The following is a 12,663-nucleotide window of genomic DNA, read 5'->3' as shown; positions in this document are numbered from 1 at the left end:
TACTTTTTTATTGATTATTATTATTTTTGTTGTGCAATATGTTGTGCAATATAATTTTTAAATTTACTGATTATGACATCAATAAAGCCATCTTTCGCTATAATTCAAGATACTAGAAAGGCTACTAAAGAAGGTCTTTTTCCCTTGAAGCTAAGGGTTACTTTTAACAGAGATAATAGGCGTTATGGATTAGGATATGAACTTTCCATTGAGGACTTTTCAAAACTGTTTTCGACAAAACTTAGAGATGAAAGACTGAAAGATATCCGTTTCGATGTTGAATCTCAAAAGTCTAGTGCGGAATTAGTGGGTAAAAAGATATCCCCCTTCACTTTTGAAAAATTTAAAGAAGAATTCTTTGAAAAGCCTGACGACATTGCACTTACAACGGATGTTTATAAAACCATAGAAAGTTATGTTAAATCTCTAAGAAGTGAGGATAGAATTTCCACGGCTTCTTCTTATGAAAGCACGTTGAATTCCTTTAAAAAATTCAAGAGAAGCTTGAGCTTTGAAGAGATTACTTTAAAATTGCTGAATGATTATGAAAGGTGGATGCTGAATCAAGGTAATTCAATGACAACAATTGGAATTTATTTAAGGAGTCTCCGAGCTATTTATAACCAGGCTATTGAAGAGTATGTGGTGGATAAGGATTCATATCCATTCGGGAAAAAGAAATATCAAATTCCATCCGGAAGGAATGTGAAAAAAGCACTTACTATAAAGGAAGTAGAGAAAATATTTAAATATGAAACTTTATCTGGAACTACGGAGGATAAAGCAAGAGATTTTTGGATGTTCTCTTACTTGTGTAATGGTATAAACATAAAGGATATAGCTCGACTAAAATATAAAGATATAAGTAAAGATAGGATTACTATAATCCGGGCCAAAACGGAGAGAACTACTAAGTCTGATCAGAGACAAGTGGTGATTCCGCTTTCTGAAAAGGTAAAAGACATCATTGATAAGTGGGGAAATACTCCGAGATTATCTGATAGTTTTGTTTTTGATATTTTACGAAATGAGGTTTCTTCTCAACGTGAAAGAGAGTTGATTCAAAACATAACTAAGACAATAAATAAGTATATGAATAGGATAGCTAAGGAGTTAGATATTGATAAGAACCTTACCACTTATGTTGCAAGACATTCCTTCTCTACTGTTTTAAAAAGGAGTGGGGTGTCGACTGAGTTCATATCTGAGGCCTTAGGTCATCACAGCCTAGCTACAACGGAAAGTTATCTTGATTCTTTTGAAGATGATAAGAGGATTGAATATGCTAGCTTACTAACGAATTTTAAGACTGATTAAAAGTAGCTATTAATCTTTTATTAACATATTATACTTAAAGTTTTAATTGTCAATAATAAAAATGGATGAAATTTATTCGATTTTGAGTTTTTTAGAAAGTTTGAAGAAAAATAATGACCCTTTTTACTTTAATGAATACATGAATATAGAAGGAGAATTTAATATTTCTTCATTTAAAGAAGATATGTTTGATTCTACGGCAGATCTTAAGTATGGAGTGGACACAGAAGGTAACTGTTTTAAAGAATATACAGATCAGAGACTGGGATTTCTTACATACAAAGAACGATCAGTTCTTATCTCAGATGAAATGCGAATTAATATCTATCATATATTTTCGGATGAACTTGTGTTCGTCTCGTCTAAAACGCTCTATGAAAGCATAAAAACTTTGTTAGATAAAAAGTTTCAAGATATCTATTATACGATAGAAATGAAGCTTTGCACCCTTAATCAAACTTCGCAAGAGGTTTTCCTTTCGGCTATTTTAAAAGCAATTAAAGAATTTGAATTTATAGCAGATGATGAATATTATTTGTTAGCAAATTTAGCTGGGATAGAAGTTAATCTTTTAAAGAATTATATAGATACTCTTAAACATTTTATTAATAAAAAAAGTCTTAATATAACCAGCCCTATTTTCAATCAGATTGACGAAATCGAAGCAGAGAATAAATTTAATGGAGTGCCTTTAGCGAAGGTTAGAGAACATTTTCAGGTTTTAACTAGAAACCCCAAACCTATCCTATCTTCTGAACAACTGAATTTGTTTATAAATCAAGCTTTTAAAGACTATTCTCCAGGAAAAGCTATAAAAGAAAAAATCTCCTTCAATATTCAAGGTCAAGTACGGATGTATATAATGAGTATTTTTCACGGTTTTTTTGAATTGAGCTGTGGATTAGGTTCGAGTGTCAATGATAAGCGTAGTTACATCAAATTACTTTCAGATAATTTCAATGGTTTTGATGAAGAAAAACTCATGAGAAACTTTAACAAGAAGCCTAAAAAACTACTGCGTTAATACTTTTAATACTTATTTTCTACTGTAAATGCTGTTCTTAAAATAGTGTTACTTTAATAACAATCTTTGAGGTATAATTTTTTTATTATGCCTCAGGAAAAGTTCATTTTAACTTCAAAGGAAGAACTCCAGTCACTCATTCAAGATGCAGTGACTGTTGCAGTTCTGCAAATTTATTTACCTCAAAAAATTGTAGATCCTTTGCCTAGCTATCTTAATGTGGCTCAGGCTTGTGAGTATCTTAAAATAGCTAAAAGTACTCTTTACAGTTTTACACAGAAAAGAGATATACCATTTATGAAAAAAGGGAAAAAGCTATATTTTTCAAAGATAGAGCTTGAAACGTGGATTGTTGAAGGGAAGAAAAATAAAAGACATAATTATGAACCAAGAAGAGAATTTTAGTGATGCTGAAAGGCAAGACGTAATGGATTATTATCTTAGTTTAGTGAAAGAAAAAGTATTGAATTACATGGGTACAACTAGTAGTTTAAAAAATAAAAGTCAAATAACTATAGTAAATACACTAATGAAGAATACAGGTTATAGATTGGCTTATTTTGATTCTAAATATTACGCCTATGATAGTAAATACTGGAAGGAGATTAATGAAGAAAAAATGAAGCTTTTTTTAATAGAATCAGCCGTTAAATTAACGGGGAACATTAACGCAAGCTTACATTCATTTGTGGATGGGCTTTTAAAGCAATTTAAGTTAACTGCTTTAGTTTCTATTGAGAAAGTCTCTGGTCATGCTAATGTTATGAATCTAAGTGATAGTGCTATACATTTTAAGAATGGGGATGTAGAATCTAAGCCTCATAAGAAAGAAGATTATTTAAAGTATTTGCTGCCGTATGGATATAACCCTAATGCTGAGACGCCAATCTTTAATAGTTTTATTAATAAGGTGCTGCCTGACACAACATTGCAGAATGTATTATTTGAATTCTTGGGCTCCGTTTTTATTGCTAATGATGAACTGAAGATGGAAAAGAGTCTGATTTTAGTCGGAAAGGGGTCAAATGGTAAAAGTGTTTTATATGAGATAGTTAAAGCTCTATTCGGGAAAATTAATGTAGGAAGCTTCTCTCTTGAAAACCTGACTGATACTAAAGGTTATTACAGAAGTAATTTGAATAAGATATTGCTGAACTATGCATCAGAGATTAATCAGAATTTTGAACCGGCTACTTTTAAGCAGTTGTCCAGTGGTGAGCCCATAGAGTATCGTCCGATTTATGATAAGCCTGGTATAATGGAAGATTATTGTAAGTTTGTTTTCAATACAAATTTCTTGCCTAATACTAAAGATTCTACTGAGTCATTTTTTAGAAGACTTCTAATTATTCCATTTGATGTTACGATTACTTCAGAAGAAAGAGATCCAAATTTACACACTAAGATCATCAAAGATGAGCTTCCCGGTGTACTTAATTATGTAATCCAAGGATATAAACGATTGTTTAGAAATAAGGACTTCAGTCCTTCTATTAAGATTAATCAGACTTTAGAAGATTATAGAAAAAAAGGAGATAATGTTAAGTATTTCATAGCTGAAAATTGTTATTTAAAATCTCAAACTGAAACCATCCTTAAAAAGAATATATTTAAAGATTATAAGTTTTTTTGTGGACAAAATGATTTGATTGCCCTTCCGGAACCGACCTTTGGAAGAAGGATAGAAGAATTAGGTTTTGCGAAAGTAATACTTTCAGGAAATGTGACGGCATATTACATGAGGTTGGATTTTGATTAATATCTACATTCTCAGACCAAAAATAGTTAGGTAAATTAGGTAATATTTTAAACAGATATAAATTCTATGTTCTTAATTATAGTTTATAAATATGCTTAACTTACCTAATTTCTATTACTTATCTTATTGTTTATTATATCTAATAGTAGATCCATTTCTGGACTAAGAAAGATATAGACTTAGAATTAGTAATTTTTTGAATCAATGAAGAAATGAAAAATTGAATTTAGTGCGGCTTTAATATATATTACCTTATTGTGAATCTTATTATGGGGTATATGCTTAACCATTGTGAATATACTTTTAATTCTTAAATTTGACTTGTATTATAGTATCATACTATTCCCATTTAAAAGAATTTCCTGACTTACAGTTTGATTAAAGTTATTAAAGATTAATCTTCATATTAAGTAATATTAAGTAGAATAGTTTTAAAAATGTTTCCTGACTTACAATTGAGACGAACTCATTGAAAAATAATATTATTAGTACACAGGATAAATCGTTAGAAATTTTGTAATTAAAAAACTAAAAAAATATGTCTAGAATCTGGGGGCTACTTATAGGGTTATTTTTGCTTGTGCCAGCGTGTATTTATTTTTATGATATCAGGTTTGATTTGGCAGAAGACCTTCAGGTGCATTTTGACCGCAATTTAAGAATAAAAGATAAAGGTACTGCATTAGGTACTTATGGAGATTATATAGGAGGAGTATATGGGACTATTCTTTCTCTCTTGACAGTATTATTTTTAATTTTCAACTATTTTTCTGAAAGGCGGAGGCATGAAGAAAATCTATTAGAGTTACAAACTAAGCACGAAATAAATCTTAAGGCTGAAGAGGCACGTCACACAGGTAGTATTAATATAAGTGTTAAACAATATGAGGAATCTGCAACAAGGGAAGCTTTGATGCAGAAACGTGAAAGAATAAAGGCCGAATATCTAAGAGTAATGGACATGTTATTCAGGCAAGTGGAACTAACACATAATCAAATTGATAATTTATTATTTGTTGATAATCAAAAGAATGCATATAAATCGGCTATAGAATATGGAAGAAAGTTCAATTTTAATCATTTACAGGATATATACATTGAAGATTTTGCCTATGAAAACTTAGTGATGAACTTTGATAGCATATATCATGCTTCATATTTTATAAATACGAGTGTGACTTTGATTGAAAATTCCCTTTCTAAAGCGTACATGGATGAAGCTCAAAGAAATGAACTACGTTTCATCCTCAAATCGAATTTAAAGAGTAAAGTGATTGGATTATACGAAGTATTAAAACCTAAGATGATATATTTTAAGAAAAGAATTGAGGGAAGGTGGAAAGACGACCCATTTGATCCTACAACCCACTTTGATGAATTTAAAGTAACCGCAAACTATTTTATAACAGATAATAAAATTAAATGGTGATGGTCAAAGTATAAAAATATATCTAAATAGGTAAGTTTAGATTAGTTAAAGAATTCTTTGGAGCATTTTATAATGGATTGAAAAAAATTTGATAATGAGTAGCCTTAATTATTTTCCTATTCATTTAAATAGGTTTTCTAGCAATCATTGTTTTATATTCTTTTCTAGAATTCTCCAGATTCTTTTTATGTTTGCTGCTTAGCTTTTCTTCCTTATTTAAAAGTTTTTTGACTATAGTGTCTCTTAGAGGTTCTGATCTATTCATTTTAGTATTATTATCTTTATTATTGGAAAAAATGTAAAACCGCTTAATTGTTGATAATAGAATATATTTATGTTAAGCTATTTATTGCTTATTTCGAGTTTTAGATAATCCGGAAGATCATTATACCATCTTATTATACTATAACATGCCTTATGCATAAATTTATTTAGTTGCTCAATTTCTTCATATTTACATTCTAGTCCGTTAGGATTGAAATTTGATTTTGCATGCACAATGGAGTTTCTTGTTGAATATAAGATTTTTCCTAAAGTATCAATAAGTACATCCAGTTTTTCATCTTTTATCCGATAGGTTAAGTTTTCATTTTTTAGTTGTTTAACTCTTATACTATTTGGTAAGTATTTATAAATATCCACAAGATCAAATGCTTTATTTATTAGGGGTTTAATCAGTTCTTTATCATTTAATCTAATGTCATATTCTTTAGCTATGCTAAATATGGATGATATGAAACCTGAATTTGGAGAAAATACTTCACTGGAGTTTAATTTTAGTTTCATCGATTTGTAAGCATCCATTCTTGATTGAATAGGACCGAAGTACTCAAAAATTTTATAGTAAGTTAGAAATCTTAAATCTGAACTAATATTCTGATTTGCACTTATGAAAAGATCCATAGCAGGATGATATTTTTCCAATTGTTTTGATTCTAGTAGATCATACCTTTTAACTGTTTCTTGAGTAGCTTCTTCGTCGTGTTTACTAAATCTGAAATTGCCAAAAGTAAAACTTAGCTCGTATAAATTAGAAAGTTCAAACATGTAAGACTTTATAAGTTCGATTTCTTGCCTATCATCTAGTTTGTATTGAGGATCATGGTAGTGTATTTCTAAAGCAAAATGATTAGAAAGAGGTGGGTGATTTTCATCAAAAAAGCCTTCAATAATGGCGGATAGACCAATTAGAAACGGATAAAAAATGATATTTATAGTTAACTTATTTTCAATTTTCTTTATAAATGCTCCAGTAACTGAAAGCCAATAAAAAGAGTCAAGACCACTTAAATGTACTATTCGTTGAGTGTACGAAGTAGTGGATACTTTATCATATATCTCTCCAGGTTTTAGTGAATCAATTTCCTTGATATAGCTAAGAAATTGGCCGAGGAAATAACTAATTTCTTCTTCTTCTCCGGGAAGCGTAATACATATTGTATCATCTTCTTTATCATAATAATATGATATACCATAACTTCCGAATTTTGTAGAAAAGTGTTGTAAGAATTTGTTGTCTTCATTTTCTTTCATAAATGAGTTTCGATTTTATATATCAAGCAATTTATTATTCATTTTGAATTCTGAGGCTATCTTCTATTGATTAATTCCTCCCATCTTTCACCATTGCATCTAAAACATACACCGTTTTGATAATAGTCGTATTTTGATATATAGCCTAGACCGTGACATTTTTTGCAGTTTGTGTAGTTTGCTATATTGTTTCCATATACGTCGAGTACTGGAGTTATTCCTTCTTTGTGTTTTATCTCATGGCAAAGCCAACATAAAGTAGACAAGCTTTCATCGGGGTATTCCCATGCAAGCGATCCTACTTTGTAATAATTATGATGGACCTGAAGACCGGTAATGAAATGCCAGTATCCTCTATTAATATTTCCACTATAGACTGAATCGTAAGTTTTTTCACTGAAAATCTTCTTAAGGTTTATCGAGAGTAATTTAAAAAAAAGGCTATTTTCCAGACATAAGGATAAGGTTGTGTATGACCCGTCAGTTACCTCAATATCACTGTCTTGAATTGATTTTAAAGCTATTACTCTTGTATGTACATCACTTTCCTGATAGAATCCAATATAGTTATTTCTGATGTCAAAATTAGATGAATTTGTATAGACTCTCTTTATAATGTTATTTTCAAGATCAAAAATATGAATAGAGTTTTGATATTTATACTTATTTTGAAGCGTGTTTTTATACATTATATCATTTCCTAGAATTATACCTTTAGAGAGAGTTGTATAAGTTTCATTTTTGCAATTTATACAACTAGAAAAATCTCTTTTAATGATGCGTTCTCTTTTTGCTAACCATTCTGGTTGATTTAATTGTTCTCTATAATTCATCGTCTAGGCATTAATAGTTAAAAGTATTAAATTTAAACTATTATGAATATACTTTTAATTTATTAATTTAACAGAGGAATAAATTGTTAAGTATTTTTAATATTATCTTGAGATAAAGCTTGATATAAATTTAATAATGTCAGACGTAGTAAACTGTAATTTCAATAATAAAAAAGAAATTAGAACAATGATAAGTGACGGAGTTTTAAATTGTTCAACTGAAAATAGCCTGGATAAGTTAATTGAAATGGGCTTTTCCCTTTCTGCCAATATTGCTTTAAATAAAGAAGGGGATAAAATTCTAATTGAATACGAAGGCAATAAAGAGTGCTCTAATATTCTATATGCTTTTATTGTTGAGGATTCTGATTCCAGTGCTGTAAGATATATTGGTCATTCAAGAAGATCTTTTGAAAATAGAATGTATGGATATCAGATAGGAAAGGGTTTTGCAGTAAACATGAGAGTTAACAGAGAAATGAAAACACAAATAAACCAAGGTAAAAACGTAAAGATATATAGCTTTCATAAGATTGTGGATGATTACTGTAATTTAAAAATTGATTTTGCCTCCGGATTAGAATATTCACTTATAAATTACTATTCTAATTATAATCATGACAATGGGTTAAAAACTCTTATTAATATTGAAGGGAATGTTTATTGTGATAAAGAGAAAAAGTCAGTTATGAGAACTAATAGTGAACAGATTGCTGAAGAAATTAATTATCTTGATAAAAAGGTTATTGAGGAAATCACCAGTGAAGGAGAGCCATTTAGGTATAAGCTGTGGGATACTTACTATAATAAGTCCTTTATTAACATACCAGTAGAGTTTGATGATTTATTTGGAGTGCATGGTGCAGAAGTGAAGATAGATTTCAGGGATGATGGCATTATTATTGAAAAGTTAATTGCAAAGATAGATAGAAAGGCAAATGATAGAAAGGGGGACTTCTCAGGGACTCCTAGGATATATATACCAATGAAGAGTGGGGGAAGATGGTTTATTGAATGGAAACAAAAGAATTTCAAGCCATTGGATCTAATTAAAGCTGAATTGTTAGGATTTAATCATATAATATTTAAAAAAGGGTAACTTTATAATATGATAGTTCAACTATCGGAGTTTCGACAGTCTGATATAGCTCTTTATTTTGTTTTAAAAATAGTATTAGGGTTCTATCAATGATTAAGTCGATTCAATCTATATTATAAATAAGAGAATGTAATCTTGCCTAACGGTTTAGACAATAAAATAAACCATTGTAAAGCAGTTATGAAAGACAAATATCAAGCACTCTACTTTAAAGTTTTTAATAGAAAACGCATTAGAGTTTGCTTATATCCGAATTGTAAAAAGAAAGCTATAAAATCACACAGTGTTTCTAACAAGAGGGGGCTTGATTTGATCTCTTTTAAACGACACGTGATGACCCTAAATTTAAAACATAATATTACTTCTAGAGATGTTTATTTTGAAAAAAAAGGAGTATTTGAGAGTTCCATTTTTTTAGGATTCTGTGATGATCATGATAGAGAAATCTTTGATCAGATTGATAATTTTGCTTTTGATTTATCAAACAACGAACAGTTGTTCTTATTTGCTTATAGGGCTTTTATGAAAAGTTACTATTTTCATTATGATAATTTAGAAACTGATAGCGAGTTGCTTATTTCTAATAAGATATTGGGGTTAGAGAAATTTGATCCACTAGGACCAGATTTGTTAGAATATACAAGGTCATATTATAGCTTCATGTATCGATATGAACTGAAATCTGAGTTTGATAATTTACTTGTAAATAAAGATTTTAGTGCACTTGAATATTCAGCTGTAGAAATAAATCATGACTCTCCTACAATTGCTCTAAGTGATTTTTTTTCTTTGAATTGTGAAGATCCTATTTTTAAAAATTCTTTTTTAGTTTTCAATATATTGCCTGTAAGTAAGAAGAAGTCTATTGCACTTTTCTCTTATAAGAAAGAAGACAGTGTCTATATTAAAGAATTTTTAGCAGATATTCTTGATGAGAATGATTCTATTATTAAGAATATTAGTTTGTCAAAGTTAATACTAGAAAACTGCGATAATTTTTTTTTAAATCCTGTATTTTACTCTAACTGGGGTTATTCTAAACAAAAGTTAGTTTTAGATTATATTGTAAGTTGTTCGAATAATGGTGGAGCTTTGTTTTCTAATGAATTTATACTGTTTAAATAGACAATTTAAATTATGAACAGGTGACTTTTTTTAAATACAAGAGTGCTGATAATATAGACTTTTTTGAAAGAGATGTTAAGAATTTGTATGAAAATACCATTTGGTTTTCAAACTTAGAATCCTTAAATGATCCATTTGAAGGGAAGTTAAGATTAGGGAAGTTTGATGATGATGATAGAGGTATTGGAGCTATTTTGAAGAAGAGCAATAGCAGCTTAGTAGATAGTATGGAAAACTATTTGAAAGGACTCGGTGTATTGAGTTTAACAGAAGACAATAGGAATTTAGTACTTTGGAGTCATTATGCGGATAATCATAGGGGGTATTGTATAGAGTATGGTCTAAATAAGGATGAGATTAAAGGGACTGACTTGGAGTCATTAAAAATAGAGTTGAAAAAAGTTGAATATTCTGACAGCCCTTTCTTACTTCAGGGATTTAGAGATATTGATTTTCTATTAAAAGTTAAGCATACTGATTGGGAATATGAAAGAGAACATAGGTTCATCTCTAATAAGGCTGGATTGCATAGAATACCGGAAAATTCGATTAAATCGATTTATCTAGGAGCCAATTGCAGTAGTTTTGTTGAAGAAAGATTATTGTGTCTATGCAAAGAGATCGGGATTGAATTATATAGGTGCTCTTTTAAAAGCCATTCTTATAACTTGGAGTTCACTAAAGTAAATATTCCATCTTAAACGATAATACAAATAGGAAAAATAAGATTCAATATGAATAATTCAATGATTGTTTGTTGTATTAATTGCTTGATACTTTCTTTTAATGAATACGTTAGTCTAGTGTTAAGTAAATGTATGATCTAATTATGAATCTAAATTCTAACAAAATAGCAATTTCTTCACTAATAGCCGGGATCTTTTTGATATTATTTCTACCATTGATAGTGACTAAGTGCTCAGTGCTTGCTTTTCCTGAAGGAAGTAATGAAATTGGAGATACAATAGGAGGGATAACATCTCCCATTGCAAGTATTATTGGCTCTATACTAATATATTTTTCCTTTAAGGAACAGCTAGAGGCAAATAAAATACAGAGAGAAGCTCTAAATAATCAGTTTGAAGTTGATTTCCTATTTAAACATGTGGATTATTTTTTAAATGAAGCTAGAAGAGCTGTATTAATTAAAGTAAATAATGAAGAGATTTTAGACTATATATGCGGATTAGAGGCTAATAAAGCTAATGTAAATTGGTTAGATGAAGAGAAAGTAGGGGGTATATTGCAATATTCAAGGCTTATCTCCTATTTAAATTCTACATTGATGTCAATAGAGGATTCTGGTTTGACTCAAAATGAGAAGTCTAAATTTTATTTAATAATTCGAAATGAAATATCTAGTCTTTACATCCTTAAGACTGCTTATCGATATAAGATACTATTGGAAAAAAGGCAAGAAATGTTTATTTCATTAAAATATAAAAGATTTATGGAAAAGGATGAAAGGCTAATAAATGAAGTAGATAGGATATTGAGTCTTATTGATGATGGGGAGAGTGTAAACTGAACTCTGCCGGTCTCAATCCAGTAGAACTAGAGTCTGAGGCTTTTTTTTAAATTTAAGCAATTTTTACGTATCCTTACCTGGAGAGTTGAAAATATAAGTATATGTCATTTCAATTAAGTAAATTTACAGGTATGCATAATAGTTATTTCTTGAGGTCTCTAAATAATAGACTATTCTGACCTATGAATCATTTTTTTAAAGAGCTTTTGATATTATTTGCTATCTTATTATTGGTTGTCTGCGTTATATCCTTGGTTGTAACAACGCAATCGTTGATAGATATAGCCAGAGTTAATTTTTATTATATTTTGTCGTATTTTGTATTATGTTTTATCTCCTATGTGCTAAACCTCCGTTTTAATAATTATTTCACAAAAATAATGTTTAATGTATCTGTTTTGCCATTAAAAGGAATTGCAATAATCATTTTTCTGTCCTATAAAATACTACTGTTATATGTGATCCCTTTTATGCATATAGCTATTTCTTTATTTATTCCAATAATACTTTATAGATTTGATGAGGGGATGAAAATAGCCAGGTTAAAGGATGAAACATGGGTTTATCTAATTTTATCATCCGGAGTAATAATCTCAATTGCATGTAGGAAACTAATTGTTGCTCTAATTAATAGATTTCATAATTCTGGAGAAGATATCAAAATTTTCGAAAATGAATTAACCAATTACATGTTATCAGAAGCGAATATTAAATTAATGATATACTTCTTTTATCTTGTTTATTTAATAGTATTTAATACATTGATCTTTCAAGGACGTAGCTATTTTTCGAATCCAAATATTGATAAAGCGATTTTACAATCATTTGTTACATTTATAGCATTTGAAAGGATCATTGTTAACTTAAAGGTTCTTGAATTTAGACCTTCTAAATTGTTGAAGTATTTAAAAGATTCACTGACAAATAATTAGATCAAATTTTTGCTGAAAATTGTAAGTAGCTATGAAGCCGGATGATTCAAGAAATTAATGGACGTTTCCATAGGTTTTTTATTA

The 12,663-nt window shown here is 29.4% G+C and carries 12 protein-coding genes; 10 read left to right on the top strand and 2 right to left on the bottom strand.

Annotated elements, in window-relative coordinates:
* Window positions 1–72: 72 nt before the first annotated feature.
* From GVN16_RS03385 to GVN16_RS03365, 5 genes are all read left to right on the top strand, one after another.
* A complete protein-coding gene (locus tag GVN16_RS03385; RefSeq protein WP_166562417.1) occupies window positions 73–1,317 on the top strand; it encodes a site-specific integrase in 1,245 nt (414 codons plus the stop codon).
* A 61-nt stretch (window positions 1,318–1,378) separates the two neighbouring features.
* A complete protein-coding gene (locus GVN16_RS03380) occupies window positions 1,379–2,341 on the top strand; it encodes a hypothetical protein (protein WP_166562416.1) in 963 nt (320 codons plus the stop codon).
* 87 nt (window positions 2,342–2,428) lie between these two features.
* Window positions 2,429–2,746 (top strand): helix-turn-helix domain-containing protein, encoded by a 318-nt coding sequence (locus GVN16_RS03375; RefSeq protein WP_166562415.1) that lies wholly within the window; start codon window positions 2,429–2,431, stop codon window positions 2,744–2,746.
* Window positions 2,724–4,100 carry a phage/plasmid primase, P4 family gene (locus tag GVN16_RS03370; protein WP_166562414.1) on the top strand — a complete coding sequence of 459 codons (1,377 nt, stop codon included), beginning with the start codon at window positions 2,724–2,726 and terminating at the stop codon, window positions 4,098–4,100. Before GVN16_RS03375 ends, GVN16_RS03370 begins: the two co-directional genes overlap by 23 nt.
* Before the next feature lie 538 nt (window positions 4,101–4,638).
* Window positions 4,639–5,529 carry a hypothetical protein gene (locus tag GVN16_RS03365; RefSeq protein WP_166562413.1) on the top strand — a complete coding sequence of 297 codons (891 nt, stop codon included), beginning with the start codon at window positions 4,639–4,641 and terminating at the stop codon, window positions 5,527–5,529.
* Window positions 5,530–5,871: 342 nt separating this feature from the next.
* Here GVN16_RS03365 and GVN16_RS03360 read toward each other — a convergent pair whose 3' ends face one another.
* Together GVN16_RS03360 and GVN16_RS03355 are read right to left on the bottom strand one after the other, a co-directional pair.
* Entirely contained in the window at window positions 5,872–7,062 is a 1,191-nt protein-coding gene (locus tag GVN16_RS03360; protein WP_166562412.1) for a hypothetical protein, read from the bottom strand.
* A 56-nt stretch (window positions 7,063–7,118) separates the two neighbouring features.
* Window positions 7,119–7,895, bottom strand: coding sequence for a hypothetical protein (locus GVN16_RS03355; protein ID WP_166562411.1), 777 nt, complete (start codon window positions 7,893–7,895; stop codon window positions 7,119–7,121).
* A gap of 136 nt (window positions 7,896–8,031) precedes the next feature.
* Between GVN16_RS03355 and GVN16_RS03350 the strand changes: the two genes are divergently transcribed.
* The 5 genes from GVN16_RS03350 to GVN16_RS03330 all read left to right on the top strand — a co-directional run bounded on the left by GVN16_RS03350 (window position 8,032) and on the right by GVN16_RS03330 (window position 12,579).
* Window positions 8,032–8,994, top strand: coding sequence for a hypothetical protein (locus GVN16_RS03350; protein ID WP_166562410.1), 963 nt, complete (start codon window positions 8,032–8,034; stop codon window positions 8,992–8,994).
* A 180-nt stretch (window positions 8,995–9,174) separates the two neighbouring features.
* Complete coding sequence (locus GVN16_RS03345; RefSeq protein WP_166562409.1) at window positions 9,175–10,119, top strand: hypothetical protein; 945 nt, start codon at window positions 9,175–9,177, stop codon at window positions 10,117–10,119.
* 20 nt (window positions 10,120–10,139) lie between these two features.
* A complete protein-coding gene (locus tag GVN16_RS03340) occupies window positions 10,140–10,820 on the top strand; it encodes a DUF2971 domain-containing protein (protein WP_166562408.1) in 681 nt (226 codons plus the stop codon).
* Window positions 10,821–10,948: 128 nt separating this feature from the next.
* A complete protein-coding gene (locus tag GVN16_RS03335) occupies window positions 10,949–11,647 on the top strand; it encodes a hypothetical protein (protein ID WP_166562407.1) in 699 nt (232 codons plus the stop codon).
* A 380-nt stretch (window positions 11,648–12,027) separates the two neighbouring features.
* Window positions 12,028–12,579: a hypothetical protein gene (locus GVN16_RS03330; protein WP_166562406.1), complete on the top strand. Its 552-nt coding sequence runs from the start codon at window positions 12,028–12,030 to the stop codon at window positions 12,577–12,579.
* Window positions 12,580–12,663 lie beyond the last annotated feature (84 nt).

It is taken from the genome of Emticicia sp. CRIBPO (assembly GCF_009905725.1).
Lineage (GTDB): Bacteria > Bacteroidota > Bacteroidia > Cytophagales > Spirosomataceae > Leadbetterella.
This window is presented reverse-complemented; position numbering and strand designations above follow the sequence as displayed.